Below are 22244 nucleotides of genomic sequence, written 5' to 3' on the forward strand. Positions count from 1 at the left end.
CTGCGTGCGCGGCACGCCGAAGCGGGGCTCAGCGCTTGAGCAGTCGCTCAATGGCGCTGCAGAGCTCTTCCACTGTGTCGGGCTTGTAGATCACCTCATCCACCCCCGCCGCCGGCGCTTGCAGACGCAGCTCTTCGCTGATGTAACCCGAAGCAATGGCCACCGGCAGGCTCGGATGCAAGGCCTTGATCTCGCGCGCCAGCCGCAAGCCGGACATGCCAGGCATGTTGAAGTCGGTGATGCACAGCGACACATCCAGCGGCCCGTCGCGCAGCGCGGCCAGTGCGGCCTGTGCGTCGGTGTAGGCGCTCACGCGGTACCCGTCACGCTCCAGCAGGCGCCGCACCAGAAAGGCGATCGCCTCGTCGTCGTCCACGTAGAGCACGTGAGGCGCTTCGGCATCGCCCCACGGTCTGTTGACTTTGTCGATGAACGGGGGTGGGGCCTGGGGCTCGTCGGGTGCCGCGTCGACCAGGCCGGGAAACACAGCGGTGAACACCGTGCCGGCCCCGGTATCGCTGCGCACACGCAGCGCCGCACCGTGTTCGCGCAAGATGCCGTGCACCACGGCCAGGCCCAGGCCGGTGCCCGTGCCGGGCGCCTTGGTGGTGAAGAAGGGTTCAAACACGCGCTCCAGTGTCTCGGGCGGTATGCCACTGCCGTTGTCGACCACGGTCAGGCGAGCGCCCACACCGGGCCAGTCGTCGGGCACGGGCAAGGCTTGCAGCTCGGCACCACTGGCCGGGGCGTCGGGCTGTTCCACACGCTCCAGCCGCAACTGCACGTGGGCGCCGGCCCGTCCTTGCACCGCCTGCAGCGCGTTGGTGGCCAGGTTCAGCACCACCTGCTCGATCTGCGTGGCGTTGGCCAACACCGCGGGCAGGTTCGGGTCCACATGCAGGTGCAATGACACGTCGGCGGGTAGCGTGGCGCGCAGCAGGCTGTGGGCCTCCTCCAGCACCGCGCGCAGACAGGTGGGCTGGCGCGTGCTGTCCTGGCGCCGGCTGAAGGCCAGAATCTGTTGCACCAGGTCGCGGGCACGCCGCCCGGCCTTGCGGATCTCGTACAGGCTGGTGCGCACCGGGTTGTCCTCAAGCGCATCGTCCAGAGCGAGCTCCACGTTGCCCAGAATGGCCGCCACGATGTTGTTGAAGTCGTGCGCCACGCCGCCGGCCAGCGTGCCCAGGGCCTCCATCTTTTGCGATTCGCGAAGCTGCGACTGCAGCTGCAGCCGCATGTTCTCGGCGGTCTCGCGTTCGGTGAGGTCGTAATCGATGCAGAAAAACTCTGGCGCGTGGCCGTCACGCTGCAGCAGCACGTGGCTGGAGTACACCGATACGGCGCTGCCATCCTTGCGCTGAAGCAGCAGCTCGCCGGCGGGGATGGCCTCGCCGGTGGCCATCATTTGCCTGGTCGCCTCCACCACGCCTTCGCGCATGAAAGCCGGAATGATGAGGTCCAGCAAGCTGGAGCCCACCGCCTCTTTTGCGGAGTAGCCATACAGCCGCTCGGATGCGTGGTTCCAGAAGCGACACGCCAGGTTCGCGTCGTAGCCTTGGACCGCCACGTTGGGAATACCGTCAAGCAGTTGCCGAAAGCGTTCCTCGCTGGCACGCAGGTTCTCTTGCGCTTGCGGGTTGTCGGTCTGGTCAAACACGAACACGTGCCAGACCAGGGTGCCATCGGCCTCGCGCAGCGGCCGGCCGGTGCCGTGCAGCCACTTGGTGCGACCTGAAGGCGTGTGGATGCGCCACTGCCAGGACCAGTCCCGCAACTGCGCGGCACATTCATTGATGGAGGCGCGCATGGCCCCAATGTCGCGCGGATCGACCATGGCCCAGAGGGCGGACATCTCCTGATCGAGCGCGCCGGGATCAAGCTCCCACAGTTCGTAGCAGCCCCGCGTCATGTGGTCGAGCCTGCGGGTGCCGTCGGGCAGCACGCGAAACTGGAACATGGCACCCGGCACAAACGCGGCCAACTGCTCGATCACCGATGCGTCGGGGACCAATGCCTGGGACGATGGGGGCGTCACGGGATGCCTGTTGGGAAGGTCATGAATCAGTATGTACGAGCCGCTCCCATTTGTGCAACAAAACGTAGAGAACCCTGCGTCGGCGCTGTGGAATTGCGCACGTTGTCACCGCTGAGCCGCTGGCAGGTGCGGCCCCATCGGGCTCAGTGTTCCCGCAGCTTGGCACGCAGCCGCGCGATCGACTGGCTGTGCAGCTGACAGATGCGGGATTCCGTGACACCGAGCACCGCAGCGATTTCTTTCAGGTTCATGTCGTGTTCGTAATACATCGACATGATCTGCTGCTCGCGTTCAGGCAGGTTCTTGATGGCGCCCACCAGGGCGATGCGCATGCGCTGGTCCTGCAGCACGGCGGAAGGGTCGGCATCGTCGTCGCCCACGTGGCGGTCGAGGAAGCCGTCGTCGTCGTCGCCATGGCCGTTGATGTCTTCCAGGTACACCAGCTGGGTGCCGCGCACCTTGGCGAGCAGGTGCTGGTAGTCCGCCAGTCCCATGCCCAGCTCGGCGGCTATTTCAGACTCCAGGGGCGCGCGATGCAGCTTTTGCTGCAGGCGGTGCACGGCCTGTTCAATGTCTTTCTGGCTCTTGCGCGAACCACGCGACATCCAGTCGCCGTCACGCAGTTCATCGATCATGGCACCGCGGATGCGCTGGCTGGCAAAGGTCTCGAACTGCACGCCCTGGGTGGGCTCAAAACGCGCAATGGCTTCGGTCAGGCCGATCATGCCAACCTGGATCAGGTCGTCAAGTTCCACGCTGGCGGGCAGCTTCGCGATCATGTGATGGGCCAGCCGACGCACCAGCGGGCTGTATTTTTTCAGCTGGTCATCCCGGTTGAGGGTGCCTTTGGCGGTGTACATCGTGATCAGCTCCAGAGCGATTGCGCAGCCCCGTGGTGGACGGCGCCCATGCCATCGAACGCGGGCGTGCGATGGAGAGCGGCCATGGCACCAGGGCGATGCTGCCGGGAAATCGTGCTCACCGGTACCCGCTGGGCCCAAGTGGCCTCGGGCCAGTGGTCCAGCGCCAGTCCCAGGTGGCGTTGCGCGCATTCGGAAACCGTGCGCACCACTTGGTCGAGCGGAACCTGGCCGTGCATGTCCATGGTGTGCATGGGGGTCAGCACCGGCGAGAGGCCGGCAGCGTGCAGCAGCTTGACGGCACCGTACGCGTCGATGCTGGCTTGCGGCTGGGCCAGCACGGGCACAAGGGCGCGGCCGCTCAAACCCGACAACAGGCCGGCAAGTTCGAACGCCGGGGCAAACAGCAGCAGCGTGACGCTGAAAGCAAAAGGGGCGAACAGGCGCGAGAGTGCGGCGTCCGCGCCGCCTGCCTGGGCGGTGAGCTGCAAGGCCTGCAGGCCGCGTGCACCGGGCATCACGAGCCATTCGCCGCCGTCTGCCGGGCGTTCCAGGCCAGACACCGAAGGGTCCTGCAAGGCGCGCAACAGGCCCAGGGGCGCGCCGTCGTTGCGTTGATCGCTGGCCGATTCGGTGGCGGTGGCGTCGATGATGACCACCGGGTCGCCCTGCGCCGTGAGGCGTGTGGCCAGTTTGCAGAGCAGTTCATAGGCCAGGGCCGGCTGGGCCGGGCTGGCCAGCGGCATGAGGCTGGGTCCGTGACCGAGCGCATCGCTGCGCAGGCCGGCGGCCTGGTCGAAACCGATGTCAAACATGGGCGCCCCCCAGGTCAATGCCGCGGGTGGAGATCTGTGAGAAGTACAGACCCAGGTCGGACGACTGCGGGTCGTAGGCCGACTTGCTCTGGCTGCCCATGGACAAGCGCACCAGGGTGGCGGCTTCCGGGTTCTGCCAGTCTTCGGGCACGCGCTGTCCGTTGGCCACACCGCGCAGCACCACCTGGTGTCGGATGAGTGCGTCAATGGCCGGGCCGAGCTTGACCGCCTCGTCCACCTTGGAGAGCACCACGCCATGAAGCGAGCGCGACTGGAACGAGGTGAGCACGTCGTCGATCGTGTCGCCATGGGCCCCGGCGTTGAGCACCAGCACCTTCTTCACGTTGGGCATATCGAGCATGTCGAGCATGTCCTGGATGCGCTGGTCGCGCTGGCCAAGGCCGGCGGTGTCGATGATGACCATGCGCTTGTTGGCCAGCAGGCTCAGCAGGTCCTTGAGGGCGGCGCGGTCGTGAGCCAGGTGGGCCACCACGCCCATGAGGCGGCCGTAGGCGCGCAGCTGTTCGTAGCCGGAGACACGGTAGCTGTCCAGCGTGATGAGACCGACGCTGCCGGCGCCGAACTGCTTCACGCACTGGGCGGCGAGCTTGGCCGCCGTGGTGGTCTTGCCCACGCCGGTGGCGCCAATGAGGGAGATCACGCCACCTTCGTCACACAGGCCGGCGCCAGGCGCTGCCACCTTGAGGTTGCGGGTGATCACGTCCATGACCCAGCGCACCGCCTCGGCGGGCGAGGCGTCCACCGACACGCGCTCCAGCACGGCGCGCGACATGGCCGGCGAATAACCGGAGCGGATGAGCTTGAGCATGAGGTTGGACTGGATCGGGTGCTGCTTGGAAGAACCCAGCCAGGCCAGGGTGTTGAAGCGCTCTTCGATCATGTCCTTGAGCGCGTTCAGATCCACGTTCGAGGAGGCGTTGCGGCCGTCGTTGCCAGCCCGGCGCGGGGGTGTGGAGTCTTCAAACGCGGGGGGCGTCGAACTGCGGGTGCGAATGGGCTGCGGCATTTGCGCCGCGACCGCTGGTCTCTCTGGCGCGTTGAAGCGCTGCACCGGCACTTCGATGGGCTGGGCGCGGGTCTGGATGGGCGACTGTGCGTGCAGCGGCTGGCGAACAGGTGCCTGGGCTGGTGCCGCCAAGGGCGCGGCAAAAATGGCGTGGGACGCTGCGGCGGGCACCGGGGCTTCCACCTGACCGGTGAGGGCCTCGCGGCGCTTGCGCAGCATGCGTTCGCGCACATAGTCCTGGAACGACAGCGTGCTCATGGACAGGGCTTCGGTGTCGTTCTCCACCGAGTCGGAAGGAGCTGCCTGGGGTGCTGATTGCGCAGCGCGTTCACTCAACGTGGCGCGAGGGCGGGCAGTGGCGCGTTGTGGCTGTTCGGCCTGTGCAGAAGCCGCCAGGGTGCCCAGACTCTCTTCGGCGGCGGCCATCACTTCAAAACCGTGATCGGTGTTGCGTGTGGAGAGGATGACGGCGCTATCGCCCAGGGCGTGGCGTGCCTTGGCCATGGCTTCGCGCGAGGTGGGGGCGGTGAATCGCTGGATGTTCATGATGTCATTTCTCCAAGAATCGGGCCAATGCGGATCAGGTGGGTTTCAGGAATTTCGCTGTGGGCGAGCACTTGCAGACGGGGTGCGGCGCGGCGCAGCAGGCGGGACATGGCATTGCGGATGGCATCGGGCACCAGCAGGCAGGCGGGCACGCCCTTCTCTTCCTGCCGGTTGGCGATGTCGGTGGCGGACTTGCTCAGCATCTCGGCCACGCCAGGGTCCAGCGCACCGGCGTTCTGGCCCGAGAGCGCCTGCATCAGCAGACGCTCAAGGCCCGGTTCGATGGCAATCACTTCGAGCTCTTTGACCGGGCCGTAGATCTGCTGGACGATGGCCGGGGCCAGCGCCATGCGCACGCGGCGGGCCAGTTCCAGCGGGTCGGTGGTGTGGGGGGCGTGTTCGGCAATGGCTTCGATGATGGTGCGGATGTCCCGCACATGCACCGACTCTTCCAGCAGCAGCTGCAGCACTTTCTGGAAGGTGGCGACGGAAATCATTTTGGGCACGACTTCTTCGATCAGTTTGGGGGCCAGGCGGGTCACGTGTTCGACCAGGTCCTGGGTCTCCGTCCGGCTCAGCAACTTGGCGGCCTGGACTTGCATCAAGTGTGAAAGATGCGTGGCGAGCACAGTCTCGGAATCAACCACGGTAAAACCGGCCATCTGCGCGTTTTCCTTCTGCTTTTCCTCGATCCAGTGCGCCGGCAGGCCAAAAGCAGGGTCGGTCGTGGGGGTGCCGATCAGCGGCGTGCCGATGCCACCCGGGTCGATGGCCAGGAACTGGCCAGGGAAGACCTCGCCCTCGCCCACCACCACGCCGCGCAGGGTGATGCGGTAGGCGCTGGGGCGCAATTCCAGGTTGTCGCGCACGTGCACGGCCGGCGGCAGAAAGCCCACTTCCTGCGCAAACTTTTTGCGCACGCCCTTGATGCGGGTGAGCAGGTCGCCCTGGCGGGTCTTGTCGACCATGGCGATCAGGCGGTAGCCCAGCTCCAGACCCAGCAGATCCACCGGCTGCAGATCGTCCCAGGTGGCTTCGCCGTCGTTGGTGGCCTCGGGTTCACTGCTTTCGACCGGCTTGGGTGCGTTTTCCTGCTGGTAGCGCCAGTAGGTGAGCGCGGCCAGCAAGGCTGCGAAGATCAGGAACACCGTGTGCGGCATGCCGGGGATGATGCCCAGCAGGAACAGCACCGAAGCGGCAATGCCCAGCACGCGCGAGGAACTGAACATCTGGGTGGTGACCTGCTTGCCCAGGTCGTTGCCCTTGCCCACGCGCGACACCACCATGGCCGCAGCCACCGAGATCAGCAGCGAGGGAATCTGTGCCACCAGCGCATCACCCACCGCCAGCAGGATGTAGCTGTTGGCCGCATCGCCAGCCGACAGGCCGTGCTGCATCATGCCGATGGCAAAGCCGCCGATGATGTTGATGATCAGGATCAGGATGCCTGCAATGGCATCGCCACGAACGAACTTGGCAGCGCCGTCCATGGAGCCGAAGAACTCGGCCTCTTCGCCCACTTCGGAACGGCGGCGCTTGGCTTCCTTCTCGTCGATCAGGCCAGCGCCCAGGTCGGCGTCAATGGCCATCTGCTTGCCGGGCATCGCGTCCAGGGTGAAGCGGGCCGACACCTCGGCGATGCGCTCCGAGCCTTTGGTGATCACGATGAAGTTGATCACCACCAGGATGATGAACACCACAAAACCGACCGCGAAGTTGCCGCCGATCAGGAAATGACCAAAGGCCTCGATCACCGCACCCGCCGCGCCCGGGCCGGTGTGGCCTTCGAGCAGCACCACGCGCGTGGAGGCCACGTTGAGCGACAGGCGCAGCAGCGTGGTCAGCAGCAGCACCGTGGGAAAGACCGAGAAGTCCAGCGGGCGCTGCATGTAGGCGGCAACCATCATCACCACCAGGGCGAGCGCGATGTTGAGCGTAAAGAAGGTGTCCAGCAGCCAGGGTGGCAGCGGCAGCACCATCATCGACAGCACCGTCATCACCAGCATGGGTGCGGCCAGGCCGCCGGCGAGCGCGCCGTTGCGGCGGAACCATTGCTGCAGGGGCAACAGAGCGTTCATCGGGTTTCCTCCGTGCGTGCTGTGGCCACGGCTTTGTGGTGGGGATCGAGTTCAGGCGGCACCTGCGGCGTGGGCATCTCGCCGGGCATGACGCCCTCGCCTTTCATGGCGGCCTTGAGCTGGTACACATAGGCCAGCACCTGCGCCACGGCGGTGTACAGCGCCGATGGAATTTCGTCGTCAATTTCTGCATGGGCGTACAGGGCACGCGCCAGCATGGGGGCCTGCAAAACCGGCACCTTGTTGGCCTGGGCCACTTCGCGGATCTTCATGGCCAGCAGATCCGCACCCTTGGCCACCACGCGCGGTGCGCCCATGGTGGCGTCGTCGTACTTGATGGCCACGGCATAGTGGGTCGGGTTCATCACCACCAGATCGGCCTTGGGCACGGCGCCAATGCTGTTGCGCTGCGCCAGCTGACGCTGCCGTGCCCGGCGCTGCCCTTTCACATGCGGGTCGCCTTCCATTTCCTTGTGTTCGCGCTTCACTTCCTGGTGCGACATGCGCATCTTCTGCGCGTGCAGAAACTTTTGCGCCGGTACGTCCAGCACCGCGACCAGCAGGATCACGGTGAGCAACAAGCCCACACCCAGCGAGAGCCAGCTGCCCAGCTGACCCAGTGCGCCTTCCAGCGGGCGCATCAGCAAGGTGGCGAACTGTTCCACATGAGCAGAGATGAACTGCCAGGCCACCAGCCCCACCAGAATGATGATGCCGGTGAGCTTCAACACCTCCACCAGTTGCTGTTTGGAGAACAGCCGCTTGATGCCGGCCAGCGGGCTCAGGCGTGTGAGGTCTGGGGTGATGGGCTTGAGGCTGTAGGCGTAGCTGCCGGCCGCCACCGTGGTGGCCATGGCCAACGCCAGCACCAGCACACCCAGTGGCAGATAAATCACCAGCCCGTCGCCAAACGCCCCAGCCAGCCGCTCGACCACCCCTTGCGGGTGCTGCAGGGTGGCATGGTCAAAACGCAGCTGCCTTTGCAAGGCGCTGCGCAACATCTCGAACCCCATGGGCGCCAGCACCATCAGCACGGCCGCGCCACCCCCCAATACCGCCAGATTCGACAAGTCCTTGGAGCGCGCAACCTGGCCGTCCTGCCGCGCCTTTTTCAGGCGCTGCGGCGTCGCGGGTAGGTTCTTGTCCTGACTGGAAGATTCCATGGTTCTGGCTCACTGGGTGGGTGAGACAGATTGTGGAAGTGGGGTTGGAAAACTAAAGGGGAATAAGGGGGGGTGGAACCGTGCTTATTCGGATTCCTGCCTTTCCAGTCACTTTTTTCTCCGGAGGCTTGGTGTGGCCGGGTCTCGCCCCGGCGGGCGAGGCACTTTTCTTTGCTTCGCCAAAGAAAAGTACCCAAAAGAAAGGCGAGCCGGAGTCCGGGCCGCTGCGCGGTTCCTTGCGCTGCTCGCGTCGCGGGGGAAATCCGCAAACTTGTCCGCTGCGCGGCCTTCGAACATGCGAATTTCTGATCCCCACGCCCCTGCGCTGCTCAGCCCGGCCACACGGCGGGGAGCGCGATCGGGACCGGACTCCCCCTCTCCGAGCCGTGCCTTCGCTTTTCCCCCGCTGGGGGCCGTGGTGGGGGCACGCCAGCCAAGCTACCGGAGGGAATGTCCCCGATCCCGTATTCCGCCGTCATGCGCTGGCGAGTAGCGCAGGTCCGGGCGGGACAAGGGGCGCGCATGTCTGAGCCGAAGGCGAGTTTGCGCGCACCCCCGCCTGGACCGAGCAACGCAGTGTGCCCGTAGCGAAGCGAAGGGACAGCGCATCCGGCTCGCCTTTCTTTGGCCTACGTTTCTTTGGCGAAGCAAAGAAAGGTAGGTCGGCTGCCGGGCCGAGACCCGGCCAAACCAAGCTTTCGGAGAAGGAAACTACCGCGCGGAGAGGCCCCTCACCCCAGCCCTCTCCCCAGAGGGGCGAGGGAGTGAAGGCACGCTCGCCGTGGCGAGGATGGCAGGAAAGGCTCTAGAACCCCAGACTCGCCAGCAAATCGTCCACCTGCGCCTGATCGTTCACCACATCCGTGCGCCCTTCGGGATTCACCACCGGCCCAGCCAGCTCATAGGCCTGATCCTGTCCCGGCTGGCCAGAAGGTGCCGACTGCAGCAGCAGGCCCAGCAGCTGTTCTTCGATGGTGCTGGCCAGTTGCACCACGCGGTTGATCACCTGGCCGGTCAGGTCGTGAAAGTCCTGGGCCATCATGATGTCGGTCAGGCGGGCGTCGGTCTGTTCGCTGATGCGCACCACGTCGTTGGACCATTCCATCAGCTCGGGCATGGCCTTGGCAAGTGCCGGCACGCGGCTGATGGTGTCGGCCAGTTTGCGGCCGCGGTCGGCCAGTTCGGCCTGTTCGTTCTTGCCCAGCTCCACGTGATTGAGCACTTTTTCCGCGGCCTCACCGGTGAGTCGTGCAATGTAGGAGAGGCGGCTTTGCGCGTCGGGCAGCTGGTCGACAGAGCCTTTGAGCTTGTCGGTGTAGCCCAGTTCTTTCAGTGCGTCGTGCAGTTGCCGGGTGATGGAGCCCAGCTGCTGGAACATTTCATTGCCGCCATTGGCTGTGGTTTGAGCGTCATGCATGGTCGTGCTCCCCTCACAGGCCGAGTTTCTTGAAGATGTTGGCCATCTTGTCTTCCAGCGTGGCCTTGGTGAAGGGCTTGACGATGTAGCCGGCCGCTCCGTTTTGAGCCGCCAGAACGATGTCCTCCTTGCGCGCCTCGGCCGTGACCATGAGCACCGGCAGGTGCTTGAGCTTTTCGTCTTTCTTGATCTCGGCAAGCAGCTCGAAGCCGTTCATGTTCGGCATGTTGATATCGGACACCACGAAGTTGAAATTGCCGTTGCGCAGCTTGTTCAGCGCGATGGCGCCATCTTCGGCCTCGTCGGCGTCGGCATGACCGATTTCTTTGAGGAGGTTGCGCACGATGCGGCGCATCGTGGAGAAGTCGTCAACGATCAGGAATTTCATCGGGGTGGACATGCAGGCCTCCGTCGGAGCGGTTTGAGCAGATAAATGGAGCGAAAAACGGGCGAATGAGGGGCAGCGGCGACTCAGCGACCGCTTTGTATGGGAATCTTCGTCACTTGGGGCGAAATCTGAAGGGCTGAATTGGGTGTGCTGGCCGGCATCAGGCGCTCCTGGGCGTCTTGCGTCATCACGACGATGCTGATGCGGCGATTGATGGGGTCGGTGGGCGCTTGCGGCCGCAACAGCTGGCTGGACGCCAGACCCTCCACGCGCAACAACCGGTTGTCAGGCAGGCCCCCGACCACGAGTTCGCGGCGTGAGGCGTTGGCCCGGTCGGACGAGAGTTCCCAGTTGCTGTAGCCGCGCTCGCCGCTGCCATAAGGCGTGGCATCGGTGTGGCCAGCCAGTGCGATGCGGTTCTCCACATCGGCCAGCGCGGCGCCGATGCCCCGCAGGATGGAACTCATGTACGGCTTCACCAGCGCGCTGCCGGTGTCGAACATGGGCCGGTTCTGTTCATCGACGATCTGGATGTGCAGACCATCGACCGTGGTCTCCAGCTGAATCTGCGAGCCGTACTCGGCGAGTTGGGGGTTGGAGGTAATGAGCGAGGCGATTTTTTTCTGCAGATCGCTGATGCGCTCGGCTTCCTGGCGCTGCTGCTCTGCCTTGGCCATCTGGGTCCACATGGTCTTGGCGGCGCGTTCGGCGTCTCCTCCGTCCACCTGGCCGGCCGACTTGCTCAGATCGCGCCCGCCACCGGGCAGGATGCTGTTGCTGTTGCCGGTGCCGTCACCGCCCATGAGCGAGACTTTCACCGGATTGCTGAAATAGCTGGCAATGCCCTGCAGTTCACCCTTGGAGGTGGAGCCCAGCAGCCACATGAGCAGAAAGAACGCCATCATGGCGGTCACGAAGTCGGCGTAGGCAATCTTCCAGGCGCCCCCATGAGCGGCATGCCCGGATTTCTTGATGCGCTTGATGATGATAGGCTGTAGTTTCTTTCCGTCGGCCATGGGGGTGCTCCGTTGCGTGCGATATCAGTGCGGTGCTGGCTGCGTCAGGCTCAGGCCGGCGCCTTCTTGCCCTTGACGTGGCCTTCAAGCTCTGTGAAGGTGGGTCGCTCGGTGGACTGCAGCACCTTGCGGCCGAATTCGATCGCGGTGGCAGGCGCGTAGCCCTGCATGCTGGCCAGCAGCGTGCTCTTGATGCACTGCAGTTCCTTGGTGCCCTCTTCCATCTTCTGGTCGATCACGCCGGCCAGCGGTTCGGCAATGGCGTAGGCCAGAAAAATGCCGAGGAAGGTACCCACCAGGGCAGAGCCGATCATGGCGCCCAGCACCGCTGGTGGCTGGCCCACCGATCCCATGGTCTTGATCACGCCCAGCACGGCGGCCACGATGCCAAAGGCCGGCAGGCCCCCGGCCACGCGGGTGATGGCAGCCACCGGGGCATGGGCTTCCTGATGGTGGGTTTCGATCTCGCTGTCCATCAGCGATTCGATCTCGTGTGCGTTCAGGTTGCCAGAGACCATCATGCGCAGGTAGTCGGTGATGAACTCGACCACGTGGTGGTCACTCGCAATGGCGGGGTACTTTTTGAACACGGCGGAGTCGTGCGGATTCTCCACGTCCTGCTCGATCGCCATCAGGCCTTCCTTGCGCGCCTTCTGCAACAGGTCGTACTGCAGCGCAAGCAGCTGCATGTAGCGTTCCTTGGTGTACTTCGAACCCTTGAGCGCCATGGGAATGGCCTTCAGCGTGGCCTTGAGCACCTTGGGCTGGTTGTTCACCACGAAGGCGCCAATCGCTCCGCCGCCGATGATCAGCATCTCCAGCGGCAAAGCTTTCATGATCACAGCCATGTTGCCGCCCGCGATCGCAAAACCGCCAAATATGCAGCCGAGGGCGAGGAGGTATCCGATGATGACAAACATGTTCGTGAGCCTGAAACAGAACGCAAGGCGCGGGCGCCAGCGTGGTGTGGAGGAGTAGCTATCTAGCGGTCAACTCTATGGGCGATCGACGCGGGCCATAAACGCGAAATGGACCCGCATCGGGGTCCATTTCAAGGTTTGCGCGCAGGCGCGATCAGTGCAAACGCAATCCACCGCTGCTGGCTGCGCCCTTGCCAGCGCGCGCTGGTGGCTCGCACATGCCGCAGATGAAGTTGCGGGCGTTTTCGTAGGGTTCGGTCACGAAGTGACCGCCGCAGCAGGAGCACTTGGTGAGCGTGAGCATGCCGTTGTCCACAAACTTCACCAGGCGCCAGGCGCGGGTGATGGACAGCAGCGGCTCGATCGAGCTGGCCTGCATTTGTTCTGCGTAGAGCCGGAAGGCCTTGATCACGGTGTCGATCTCTTCCAGCGCGCTGGTCTTGGAGAGGTACTCGTGGATGTTCAGGAACAGCGACGAATGGATGTTGGGCTGCCAGGTCAGGAACCAGTCGGTTGAAAAAGGCAACTGGCCTTTCGAAGGGCTCTTGCCCGCCACTTCCTTGTACAGCCGCAACAGACGCTCATAAGACAGGCTGGTTTCGTACTCCAGCACCTGCAGGCGGGCACCCAGCTGAATCAGGGAGATGGCGCGCTCGATGTCACGAGACTCGGTGAGGATGCTTTTTTGCGTGGCCATGTCGAACTCCAGAGGTGGCGAGAGTGAAGTGTCTTGATCCAGAGACATCGAGGATCCGGCTCCGCCGGTCCCAGATGTCGCCCCCCTTACAGGGGGGTGGCGCCGAAGGCGACGCGGGGGGTAGTCAATGAGCGACGCTCATTGACTCCGCAAACTTTCCGGCCATCAGAATGCTGGCATGCAGCTGCGTGGTGGTGGCGTTGTCCACCTTCTTCACGTTGTGGTTGGTCAGCAGGTTCCACACCAGGTCATCGTCCACACGGAAGCGGCACAGCAGCATGTTGCTCGAAGCGATCTTGAGCAGCTGAGCGGTGGAGAGCATGCCCAGCAGGTCAGCGGCTTCCTCGCTCACACCCAGACGAAACAGGGCTTCAGCGCGGTCCTTGCGGATCAGGTTCTGGGCCAGCATCAGGTAGGTCAGGTTGGCTTCGCGGATTTCAGCCAAGAGTTGTTCGCTGTCCATGGTGTTCTCCTAAGGTGTCGGTTCGCTTCGGTGCGAGGGCTTGATTACGTTTGCTTTCTCGGTGTGTTCAATTGTGTCGACCGGTAAAAAAACTTGAATCGGCGAATGGCTGTTTGACGTGTCGGACGCACCCCTACGCCTTGTCAGGCAAATGCCTACAACCTTTGTTCTCATTTGGGTGTAGGTGTATGGCCCTCTCGCCGCATGCCGCCCTCGCCTTTTTTCTCCGGAAGCCTGGCTTGGCCGGGTCTCGGCCCGGCGGCCGAGGTACTGTTCTTTTGCAACGCCCAAAAGAAAGTACCCAAAGAAAAGGCGAGCCGAAGTCCGGGCCGCTTCGCGGTTCCTTGCGCTGCTCGCGTCGCGGGGGAAATTCGCAAACTTGTCCGCTGCGCGGCCTTCGGACATGCGAATTTCTGATCCCCACGCCGCTGCGCTGCTCAGCCCGGCCACACGGCACAAGCGGGATCGGGAGCGGACTTCCCGTCTCTGAGCCGTGCCTTGCTCCCTCGCCCCTCTGGGGAGAGGGCTGGGGTGAGGGGCCACGCCAACCAGATTGACGAAGCAAATGCACCCGCTCCCCCCTTCCGCCTTCCGCCTTCCGCCTTCCGCCATCATGAGCTGGCGAGCAGCACAGGGCCGGACGAATCAGTGCTGCGCATGTCCGAAGGCCGCGCAGCGGACAAATTTGCGCAGACCCGGTTGGACCGAGCGACGCAGCATGCCCGCAGCGCTGCGAAGGAACAACCCATCCGGATCACCTTTCTTCGGGCGAAGCAAAGAAAAGCACGTCGGCAGCCAAGCCGAGACCCGACCACACCAAGTCCGAGAAACCAAACAAAACACAACCCAAAGAAAAGAACAGACCCCAGGTTCCCCCGCTATTTCTCGCGATGAAATGCAACGAGCGCTAAAGAATCTCTCTGGGCCACCGAAATTCATCTCAACGAACTTCTAGAAAGGTTCGTCGTCCGGCAAGTGAAGCGGCGAGACGGAGAAGGCCCTGGGGTCCATCCGGCGCGTGCAGCCAGCTCCGGTCATGGCGGCCAGCCTTCTGGCTGGCGTTGAGATTGGCAGCAATGCCGGATTACTTTTTATCCATCTTTTAGGAGCTAGTTATGACCACCATCAATACCAACGTGATGTCGATGACCGCCCAGCGCAACCTGTCCCAGTCGGCAGGCACACTGGCCACCTCCATGCAGCGCCTGTCTTCCGGCCTGCGCGTCAACAGCGCGAAGGACGACGCCGCTGGCCTGGCCATCTCGGAGCGAATGAGCGCTCAAGTGCGCGGCCTGAACGTGGCGGCCCGCAACGCCAACGACGGCATTTCTTTGGCACAGACCGCTGAAGGTTCGCTGGGCAAAGTTGGCGACATGCTGCAACGCATGCGCGAACTGGCCGTCCAATCGGCCAACGCCACCAACAGCGATTCAGATCGATCGGCTCTGCAAGCTGAAGTAGGTCAGCTGAAGCAAGAAATTCAACGTGTCGCAGACACCACGCAATTCAACGGAACCAAGCTTCTCAACGGCAGCTTCACCAATCAGACCTTCCAAGTCGGCGCCAATGCAGGTGAGTCCATTAGCGTGGCAGCAATTGCGAATGCTCAGCTGACTGCCTTGGGAGATGCGGCCACTGGCGCGACCTCAGCTACGGGTGCCGCGGCTGCTGCAACAGGTTTTGGCACAGCCACTGCGCTGGGCGACCTTACCATCACTGGCAAGAGCGGAGTTGCAGTTGATATCGGCGTTATTGCCGCATCGGGTAGCGCATCCAACCGCATGAATCAGGTTGTCAGCGCCATTAACGCAAAGTCCAACGAAACTGGCGTAAATGCGTCCTACAACAGTGCGACAGACGCGATTGAATTCACCTCGACCGAAGAAGGCACCTGGGACGGCTCATTCACCATTGGCGGTGCCGATGATGGCTCTCTGACGGGTATTGATGCCGCAACAGGTCTGACTTCAACTGCTGGCACTACCGGTGCCTTGGACGTCCTAGACATCTCATCTACCGCAGGCGCAACCGCTGCTCTGACACAGATTGACAGTGCTCTCGATGCCATCAACAGTTCACGTGCCAATCTCGGTGCGCTCCAGAGCCGCTTCGAGAATGCCGTGAGCAATATTCAGATCCAGTCGGAAAATATTTCTGCCGCCCGCGGTCGTATCGTAGACGCCGATTTCGCAAAAGAAACTGCCAACCTGTCGCGCTCGCAGATCCTGCAGCAGGCTGGCACCGCTATGGTGGCCCAGGCCAACCAGGCACCCCAGGGCGTGCTGGCCCTGCTGCGTTGATCCTGCAGCATCCGCATTCACTGCGCATTCAAGCGCAGTGACCCGGGCGGCGGAGGCGGTTTTCCGCCCCGCCGCCTTGGGCTTTGCGGGATGCACAGACCACATGCCTTCCGCGTGTGGTGCGTCCATCCTGAAGAGGAAAGCTCATGGCCACCATTTCTTCCCCTGGTCTTGCCAGCGGCATCGACATCAAGAGCATCGTCTCGCAGCTGGTGGCACTGGAGCGTGCGCCACTGCAACCACTGCAGCGTCAGGCGGCCACCGCCCAATCGAAGCTCTCGATTCTGAGCACGATCAAGTCCAGTATGGACAACCTGGGCACGCTGGCCGCCAAGCTGGGCGACCCCAAGAGCTGGAGCGGCGTCACCGCCACATCGAGCAATGCGGGGGAGATTGCCGTTTCCGCCTCTTCCACCGCCACGGCCGGACGGTTCGCGCTCTCGGTGACGTCGCTGGCCACATCACAAACCGCTGCCAGCGGCGTGCTCAATACCGCTGGCGGGCTGGGTACCGGCACCCTCAGCTTCTCTGTGGCAGGAGGAGAACCCATCGACATCGAGATTCTGGAAGGCGAAGACAGCCCGGCTGCCATCGCGGCCAAGATCAACAGCAGCGATGTGGGTGTGACGGCCACCGTGCTCAAGGACGCTGCTGGCGAACGTGTTGTCATGCGCAGCAAGGAAACGGGCGCAGCCAACACCTTCACGGTGGCGGTTGCAGGCGGCAACGCCGACGGCTTGCAGAAACTGGCGTTCGGCGGTGGTGCGGTCGACGGCATGACCCAGGCACAGCCTGCAGCCAACGCCATTTTCTCGATTGACGGGGTGGCACTGGAGAGCCCCACCAACAAACTCACCGACACCGTACCTGGCGTGACCCTCACGCTCAACAAGGTCACCACCGCAGCAGTGGATATCAATGTGACCACCGACACCGAAGGGATGAAGAAAAACATCCAGGCCTTTGTGGATGCATACAACAGCATCAGCACACTGCTGACGACGGCCACGGCCTACAACGAAACCACGAAAACGGCAGGGTCCCTGCAGGGCGACAGCACCGCCATCGGATTGCAGAACGCCTTGCGCGGCATGATGCGCTCGGTCACTGGCAACGGAGACTTCACGCGGTTGGCCGACATCGGCATTGTGGCTGCGCAAAACGGTACGCTGGAAGTCAAGGCCGACAAACTCAACGCCGCCATGGGAAACCTGTCGGCTGTTCGCAACCTGTTCACTTCGGACGATGGCGATGCCACCACCGTGGGATTTGGTTTGAAGGTCAAGGCGTTCGCAGACGGGATCGCTGGCGCAACGGGTTCGCTGAATGCAAGGACCGACTCGTTGAAGGCAGCGGTGGCTCGAAACGGCAAGGAGCAGGAACGGGTGATCGACCGCGCCGCTCGGGCAGAGGTGCGCTACCTGGCGCAGTACAACGCCATGGACGCTGCCGTGGGGCGGCTCAACGGCTTGAGCGCCTTTGTCAATCAGCAGATAACCCTGTGGAACAGAAACACTGGTTGATCACGCCGACAACCAGCTTGAACCCGACCCTGAGCAGCCACCTGCCCGGTCGGGTTTTTCACACCAGTTTCGGATCATCGAGAAGGACCGCAAACAGATGACTTCCTTGCCCCTCTTTACACCGCATATCAGCGCTTCGCTGCCTACAGTCCGCGAGGGGCGTGCCGATACAGATAGGTATCAGCCACAAGGAACCGAAGCCATGTTTACCTCTGTGAATTCACGAGCCGCCTCTGCCTACAAACGCGTTTCCGCCGACACCGGCGTGAGCACCGCCGACCCACACCAGTTGGTCGCCATGCTGTTTGACGGTCTCATGCAGTCGCTCAATGCCGCGCGCGGCGCGATGGAGCGTGGAGAGATCGAGGCCAAGGGCCAGGCCATTGGCAAGGCCGTTCGTATCCTGGATGAAGGCCTGAAGGGTGGCCTCAACATGGCGCAGGGCGGTGATCTGGCAATGAACCTGAGCGGGCTGTATGGCTACGCTGTGCAGCAGTTGACCAAGGCCAACCTGCGCAACGACCAGGGACTGGTGGCCGAAGTGATAGGGCTCATGGAGCCGCTGGCCGATTCGTGGAAACAAATTGGCGCCGCCGCCTCCACCCCTCAGCCCGCAACGGGCCGTGGAGCCTGATCATGGAGCACACCTTGCTCGACTACTACCGCGCCATCGACGACGCCAGCCAGAAGATGCTGGCGGCTGCACAGACCGAAAACTGGGACCAGGTGGTCCGCCTGGAAAGTGCCTGCGCCGTGCTGATCGCCCAGCTGCGCAGCAAGTCCCGCACCGACCACCTCGCCCCCGACGAGCGCAAGGAAAAGACCAAGATCATGCAACGCATCCTGCGCGCCGACGCCGAGATCCGCTGCCTGGCCGAACCCTGGCTGAACGATCTGGAACAGCTCATGGAAGCGAAGGTGCACTGAGTGCACCTTCTCAGGATGGGTTCCCCCCGCGCCGCCTTCGGCGTCACCCCCCAGGGGGCGATGCCCTTGGACCGGCGGAGCCGGATCTTCGGCATCTTTGGAATCAGACACGCGCTCCGGAAGCGGTGGCTAGAACCGAAACAGGAAGAGAAAAAGGAGATAGAGCGCGAAAAGGCTGGCAAATCGCAGGCCAGGATTGAGTGGTGAAGCATCCAGGGATGTCGAAGATCCGGCTCTGCCGGTCAGAGACATCGTCCCCCTCAGGGGGAAGACGCGAAGCGGCGCAGGGGGGCTTCCCTACACGTTCATATTCATCACATCCGTGTATGCCTGAACCATCCGGTTGCGCACATGCAGCGTGGCCTGGAAGCCGATCTGGGACTTCTGCATGGCCAGCATGGTCTCTTCCAGGCTGACGTTGGGGTTGCCCAGTTGCACCTGGGTTTGCAGGCGGGAGGCTTCGTTCTGGCTGGCGCTGACGGCTTGAAGGGCGGCCTTGAAGCCGTCACCGATGCCCGGACTGGCACCCGGCCGCTTCAGGGCGTTGGCACCCACGCCGGTGAGGGCTTGACTGGTCAGGGGGCTGATGCGCATGTCCATGGCGGTGTCCTTTAACTTCAACACCTCGATGCTAGGTAGGGCGGTCAGGGCCCGCTGGGGAATAAGGGGGACAAACCCGGTCCTTTTCGTGGGTATGGCGCGGGCATGGGACCCGAATAATCGATCGCAACAGGGGAGATTCCCCTGGCCGGACAACCCCATTCGAGCCACCCAGACCCATGAGCACCACCGTCGCCGAACTGGACATGCACCCTGTGCCCCGCAGCGCACTGGCCGATGGCTTTGCGCGCCTGGATCAGGGCCAGAAGATCAAGATGGCGCTGGGCGTGCTGGCGCTGGTCGGCATCATCGCCGCGTTCTTCTTCATGGGGCGCCAGGCCGAATGGCGGGTGCTGTATTCCAACCTCAGCGACCGTGACGGCGGCGCCATCGTTGCGCAACTCTCCCAGATGAACGTGCCGTACAAGCACACCGAAGGCGGCATGGCCATCATGGTGCCGGCAGACAAGGTGCACGACACCCGTCTGCGGCTGGCCTCGCAAGGTCTGCCCAAGGGCTCGGTGGCTGGCTTCGAACTGATGGAGTCCAACCGCTTCGGCATGACGCAGTTTCAGGAGCGACTGACCTTCCAGCGCGGCCTGGAAGGCGAACTCACGCGCTCCATCCAGTCGCTGTCTTCGGTGCAGAGCGCGCGCATCCACCTGGCGTTGCCCAACCAGAACGGCTTTTTCCGCGAACAGCAGAAACCCAGCGCCTCCGTGCTGCTCACCCTGCACCCCGGCCGGGTGCTCGACCGTGCACAGGTGGCCGGCATCGTGCATCTGGTGGCTTCCAGCGTGCCGGAGATGAACCCGAAGGCGGTCAGCGTGGTCGACGACGGCGGCACCCTGCTCTCCGGCAGCGCAGAGGGACCTTCCCAGGGCGCGGACACCCAGAAGCTGCAGTACGTGCAGCAGATGGAAATGATCTACACCCGCCGCATTCTGGACATGCTTGAACCCCTGGTGGGCGTGGGCAATGTCAAGGCCCAGGTCAGCGCCGACGTCGATTTTTCCCTGGTGGAATCCACCTCCGAGCAACACCGCCCCAACCAGGGCGGCGAGCCGGGCACCATCCGCAGCCAGCAGACCGTGGAAGACGGCGCGGGCCCCACCGCCCAGCCGGCCGGTGTGCCTGGCGCGGTGACCAACCAGCCACCCGCCGTGGGCGAGGCACCCATCAATGGCCCGGCCGGCCAGCTGGGCGTGGCGGGTGCTGCCGAACGGGCCGGCGCCGTGCGCCGCGAATCGGTCGTCAACTACGAGGTCGACAAAACCGTGAAGGTGGTGCGCGAGGCCAGCGGCCAGGTGCGCCGCCTCAGCGCGGCTGTGGTCATCAACCACCGCACCGCCCTGGACCGCGCTGGCAAGGAAACGTCCACGCCCATCCCCCCTGAGCAACTCGAACAGATGACCGCCCTGGTGCGCGAGACCATTGGCTTCAACCAGGGTCGCGGCGACTCAGTCAACCTGGTGAATGTGGCCTTCAATGTATCGGCGCCAGCCGAGGAAGCACCCATGGCCTGGTGGAAACAGGTCGACAACCACGAACTGGCGCGCTCGATGGCCTGGCCGCTGGGCATGGTGATGTTGGGCCTGCTGGTGGTGCTGGGCATGGTGAGGCCGGGCCTGAAACTGATGCGCTCGCCTGCCACTGAAGTCCGCAAGGTGCAGCCACTCAACGCACTTGTCAACGAAGCACCAGAGCGTCCGGGCCTGCCCTTGCCGAGCACACCCCAAGAAGTCACAGCAGAGCAGGCGCGCCTGTCCGACGCGAAGCGTCTGGCACTGGAGAACCCGATGGCGGTGGCGAACATCGTCAAGGGCTGGGTGAATGGCGAGGCGCCAGCATGACTGTGAAACACCCCCTGCGCCGCTTCGCGTCTTCCCCCTCTCTCGCCTTCGGCGGGAGGGGGACGCACCCTGTGGCCCGGCGAAGCCGGTTCCACGGGAGCCCTGGTGTTCGGACACGTGCTCCGGAGGGGTGGTGCCACCCCCTGCGCCGCTTCGCGTCTTCCCCCTCTCTCGCCTTCGGCGGGAGGGGGACGCACCCTGTGGCCCGGCGAAGCCGGTTCCACGGGAGCCCTGGTGTTCGGACACGCGCTCCGGAGGGGTGGTGCCACCCCCTGCGCCGCTTCGCGTCTTCCCCCTCTCTCGCCTTTGGCGGGAGGGGGACGGCACCTTGGACCGGCAGAGCCGGATCTTCGGTGCCCCTGGATGGGTCTGTGGCGCTCGAAATTGCGCTGCGAACTTTGCATAGATAAGGAAGAACAACATGGAAGAGCAAGGGATACACGACGCTGCGATCTTTCTGATGTCGCTGGGCGAAGAGGAAGCGGCAGAGGTGTTCAAGCACCTCAGTCCGAAAGAAGTGCAGAAGCTCGGCGAAACCATTGCCAAGACGCGCGCGGTCTCGCACGAGCGTGTCGACCAGGTGATGCAGAAATTCACCAACGCCGCCGCATCTCAGAGCTTGCTGGTTTCTGATACCGACAACTATGTGCGCGCGGTGCTCAAGCGGGCACTGGGCGACGACAAGGCGGCACTGCTGATCGACCGCATCCTGCAGGGCGGCGATGTCTCCGGCATCGAAAGTCTGAAGTGGATGGACCCGTTTTCCATCGCCGAACTGCTGCGCAACGAACACCCCCAGATCGTCGCGGCCATCCTGGTGCACCTGGAGGCCGACCAGACCGCAGCCGTGCTGAAGAACTTCACCGAACGCACCCGCAATGAAGTGATGCTGCGCATCGCCACGCTTGAGGGTATTCAGCCCACTGCGCTGAAGGACCTCAACGAAGTCCTGTTCAAGGTGCTGGCCGGTGGCGACAAGATCCGCAAGACCTCCATGGGCGGCGTGAAGACCGCCGCCGAGATCATCAACATGATGGGCACCAGCATCGAAAGCGCGGTGATCGAGTCGATCCGCGAATTCGACGCCGAGCTGGCTCAGAAGATCATGGACAAGATGTTTGTCTTTGAGGACCTGCTCAAGCTCGACCCCAAGTCGGTGCAGATGGTGCTCAAGGAAGTGGCTTCCGATTCGCTGGTGATCGCGCTCAAGGGCGCCACCAACGACCTTCGCGAACTGGTGCTGGCCAACATGTCCACCCGGGCCGCCGAAGCGCTGCGCGAAGATCTGGAATCGCGCGGTCCGATCCGGCTGTCTGAAGTCGAGAACCAGCAGAAAGAGATTCTCAAGATCGTCCGCCGCCTGTCCGACGAAGGCCAGATCGTGATCGGGGGAGGGGAAGATGAAAGCTTTGTCTAGATCGGAGCACCCCCCGCGCCGCATCGCGTCACCCCCCTCAAGGGGGGCGCTGCTGGCCGTCCGGCGAAGCCGGCCCGGCGGCAGCTCTGGACTGGGGCATTTCGCGCCGGAACTGGATCACCCCCCGCGCCGCAGGCAGGTATCACCCCCCGCGCCGCTTCGCGTCACCCCCCTCAAGGGGGGCGATACCTTGGACCGG

Annotated in this window: 19 protein-coding genes; 6 read left to right on the top strand and 13 right to left on the bottom strand. The window is 63.6% G+C overall.

From position 1 onward, the window contains the following. Positions 1-28: 28 nt before the first annotated feature. The 12 genes from Q7V46_RS13060 to flhD form a co-directional block, all read right to left on the bottom strand. Positions 29-2035 carry a PAS domain-containing sensor histidine kinase gene (locus tag Q7V46_RS13060; RefSeq protein ID WP_304913988.1) on the bottom strand — a complete coding sequence of 669 codons (2007 nt, stop codon included), beginning with the start codon at positions 2033-2035 and terminating at the stop codon, positions 29-31. A 143-nt stretch (positions 2036-2178) separates the two neighbouring features. Continuing rightward, on the bottom strand, positions 2179-2895 hold the full coding sequence (locus Q7V46_RS13065; protein WP_304913989.1) for an RNA polymerase sigma factor FliA: 717 nt from the start codon (positions 2893-2895) through the stop codon (positions 2179-2181). 5 nt (positions 2896-2900) lie between these two features. After that, positions 2901-3710, bottom strand: a complete 810-nt coding sequence (locus Q7V46_RS13070; RefSeq protein WP_304913990.1) for a hypothetical protein — start codon at positions 3708-3710, stop codon at positions 2901-2903. Beyond that, complete coding sequence (gene flhF / locus Q7V46_RS13075; RefSeq protein WP_304913991.1) at positions 3703-5283, bottom strand: flagellar biosynthesis protein FlhF; 1581 nt, start codon at positions 5281-5283, stop codon at positions 3703-3705. The genes Q7V46_RS13070 and flhF overlap by 8 nt, the downstream gene beginning before the upstream one ends. Further along, positions 5280-7361 (bottom strand): flagellar biosynthesis protein FlhA, encoded by a 2082-nt coding sequence (flhA, locus tag Q7V46_RS13080; RefSeq protein WP_304913992.1) that lies wholly within the window; start codon positions 7359-7361, stop codon positions 5280-5282. The genes flhF and flhA overlap by 4 nt, the downstream gene beginning before the upstream one ends. Then, complete coding sequence (gene flhB / locus Q7V46_RS13085) at positions 7358-8524, bottom strand: flagellar biosynthesis protein FlhB (RefSeq protein WP_304913993.1); 1167 nt, start codon at positions 8522-8524, stop codon at positions 7358-7360. The genes flhA and flhB overlap by 4 nt, the downstream gene beginning before the upstream one ends. 805 nt (positions 8525-9329) lie before the next feature. Then, positions 9330-9941, bottom strand: coding sequence for a protein phosphatase CheZ (locus tag Q7V46_RS13090; RefSeq protein WP_304913994.1), 612 nt, complete (start codon positions 9939-9941; stop codon positions 9330-9332). Between the two features lie 13 nt (positions 9942-9954). After that, positions 9955-10341, bottom strand: a complete 387-nt coding sequence (cheY, locus tag Q7V46_RS13095; protein ID WP_304913995.1) for a chemotaxis response regulator CheY — start codon at positions 10339-10341, stop codon at positions 9955-9957. 71 nt (positions 10342-10412) lie between these two features. Next, entirely contained in the window at positions 10413-11345 is a 933-nt protein-coding gene (motB, locus tag Q7V46_RS13100) for a flagellar motor protein MotB (protein ID WP_304913996.1), read from the bottom strand. 50 nt (positions 11346-11395) lie between these two features. Further along, positions 11396-12265, bottom strand: a complete 870-nt coding sequence (gene motA, locus Q7V46_RS13105; protein WP_304913997.1) for a flagellar motor stator protein MotA — start codon at positions 12263-12265, stop codon at positions 11396-11398. Positions 12266-12419: 154 nt separating this feature from the next. Continuing rightward, positions 12420-12962, bottom strand: a complete 543-nt coding sequence (flhC, locus tag Q7V46_RS13110; protein ID WP_304913998.1) for a flagellar transcriptional regulator FlhC — start codon at positions 12960-12962, stop codon at positions 12420-12422. A gap of 124 nt (positions 12963-13086) precedes the next feature. Beyond that, entirely contained in the window at positions 13087-13425 is a 339-nt protein-coding gene (gene flhD, locus Q7V46_RS13115) for a flagellar transcriptional regulator FlhD (RefSeq protein WP_304913999.1), read from the bottom strand. Between the two features lie 1115 nt (positions 13426-14540). Here flhD and Q7V46_RS13120 point away from each other — a divergent pair. The 4 genes from Q7V46_RS13120 (at position 14541) to Q7V46_RS13135 (ending at position 18175) form a co-directional block, all read left to right on the top strand. Continuing rightward, complete coding sequence (locus Q7V46_RS13120) at positions 14541-15725, top strand: flagellin (RefSeq protein WP_304914000.1); 1185 nt, start codon at positions 14541-14543, stop codon at positions 15723-15725. A gap of 146 nt (positions 15726-15871) precedes the next feature. Further along, positions 15872-17248: a flagellar filament capping protein FliD gene (gene fliD, locus Q7V46_RS13125; RefSeq protein ID WP_304914001.1), complete on the top strand. Its 1377-nt coding sequence runs from the start codon at positions 15872-15874 to the stop codon at positions 17246-17248. A 202-nt stretch (positions 17249-17450) separates the two neighbouring features. Then, positions 17451-17882 (top strand): flagellar export chaperone FliS, encoded by a 432-nt coding sequence (gene fliS, locus Q7V46_RS13130; RefSeq protein WP_304914002.1) that lies wholly within the window; start codon positions 17451-17453, stop codon positions 17880-17882. A gap of 2 nt (positions 17883-17884) precedes the next feature. Beyond that, complete coding sequence (locus Q7V46_RS13135; RefSeq protein WP_304914003.1) at positions 17885-18175, top strand: flagellar protein FliT; 291 nt, start codon at positions 17885-17887, stop codon at positions 18173-18175. A gap of 297 nt (positions 18176-18472) precedes the next feature. Here the strand turns inward: Q7V46_RS13135 and fliE are convergent, their stop codons facing one another. Further along, positions 18473-18775, bottom strand: coding sequence for a flagellar hook-basal body complex protein FliE (gene fliE, locus Q7V46_RS13140; protein WP_304914004.1), 303 nt, complete (start codon positions 18773-18775; stop codon positions 18473-18475). Between the two features lie 179 nt (positions 18776-18954). On the opposite strand from fliE, the gene fliF reads away from it, so the two are divergent. Further along, the gene (gene fliF, locus Q7V46_RS13145) at positions 18955-20628 is read left to right on the top strand and encodes a flagellar basal-body MS-ring/collar protein FliF (protein WP_304914005.1); all 1674 of its coding nucleotides are present in this window, start codon (positions 18955-18957) and stop codon (positions 20626-20628) included. A 421-nt stretch (positions 20629-21049) separates the two neighbouring features. Then, on the top strand, positions 21050-22045 hold the full coding sequence (gene fliG, locus Q7V46_RS13150; protein ID WP_304914006.1) for a flagellar motor switch protein FliG: 996 nt from the start codon (positions 21050-21052) through the stop codon (positions 22043-22045). Positions 22046-22244 lie beyond the last annotated feature (199 nt).

Origin of the sequence: Hydrogenophaga sp., assembly GCF_030651625.1 — a bacterium.
GTDB lineage: Bacteria > Pseudomonadota > Gammaproteobacteria > Burkholderiales > Burkholderiaceae_C > Hydrogenophaga.

Coding starts and splice junctions, on each gene's coding strand:
- Q7V46_RS13120 (WP_304914000.1), top strand. CDS start 14,541: ATGACCACCATCAATACCAACGTGATGTCGATGACCGCCCAGCGCAAC.
- fliG (WP_304914006.1), top strand. CDS start 21,050: ATGGAAGAGCAAGGGATACACGACGCTGCGATCTTTCTGATGTCGCTG.
- fliD (WP_304914001.1), top strand. CDS start 15,872: ATGGCCACCATTTCTTCCCCTGGTCTTGCCAGCGGCATCGACATCAAG.
- flhD (WP_304913999.1), bottom strand. CDS start 13,425: ATGGACAGCGAACAACTCTTGGCTGAAATCCGCGAAGCCAACCTGACC.
- fliF (WP_304914005.1), top strand. CDS start 18,955: ATGAGCACCACCGTCGCCGAACTGGACATGCACCCTGTGCCCCGCAGC.
- Q7V46_RS13065 (WP_304913989.1), bottom strand. CDS start 2,895: ATGTACACCGCCAAAGGCACCCTCAACCGGGATGACCAGCTGAAAAAA.
- flhB (WP_304913993.1), bottom strand. CDS start 8,524: ATGGAATCTTCCAGTCAGGACAAGAACCTACCCGCGACGCCGCAGCGC.
- Q7V46_RS13135 (WP_304914003.1), top strand. CDS start 17,885: ATGGAGCACACCTTGCTCGACTACTACCGCGCCATCGACGACGCCAGC.
- flhA (WP_304913992.1), bottom strand. CDS start 7,361: ATGAACGCTCTGTTGCCCCTGCAGCAATGGTTCCGCCGCAACGGCGCG.
- Q7V46_RS13070 (WP_304913990.1), bottom strand. CDS start 3,710: ATGTTTGACATCGGTTTCGACCAGGCCGCCGGCCTGCGCAGCGATGCG.
- flhF (WP_304913991.1), bottom strand. CDS start 5,283: ATGAACATCCAGCGATTCACCGCCCCCACCTCGCGCGAAGCCATGGCC.
- fliS (WP_304914002.1), top strand. CDS start 17,451: ATGTTTACCTCTGTGAATTCACGAGCCGCCTCTGCCTACAAACGCGTT.
- motA (WP_304913997.1), bottom strand. CDS start 12,265: ATGTTTGTCATCATCGGATACCTCCTCGCCCTCGGCTGCATATTTGGC.
- cheY (WP_304913995.1), bottom strand. CDS start 10,341: ATGTCCACCCCGATGAAATTCCTGATCGTTGACGACTTCTCCACGATG.
- Q7V46_RS13090 (WP_304913994.1), bottom strand. CDS start 9,941: ATGCATGACGCTCAAACCACAGCCAATGGCGGCAATGAAATGTTCCAG.
- motB (WP_304913996.1), bottom strand. CDS start 11,345: ATGGCCGACGGAAAGAAACTACAGCCTATCATCATCAAGCGCATCAAG.
- flhC (WP_304913998.1), bottom strand. CDS start 12,962: ATGGCCACGCAAAAAAGCATCCTCACCGAGTCTCGTGACATCGAGCGC.
- fliE (WP_304914004.1), bottom strand. CDS start 18,775: ATGGACATGCGCATCAGCCCCCTGACCAGTCAAGCCCTCACCGGCGTG.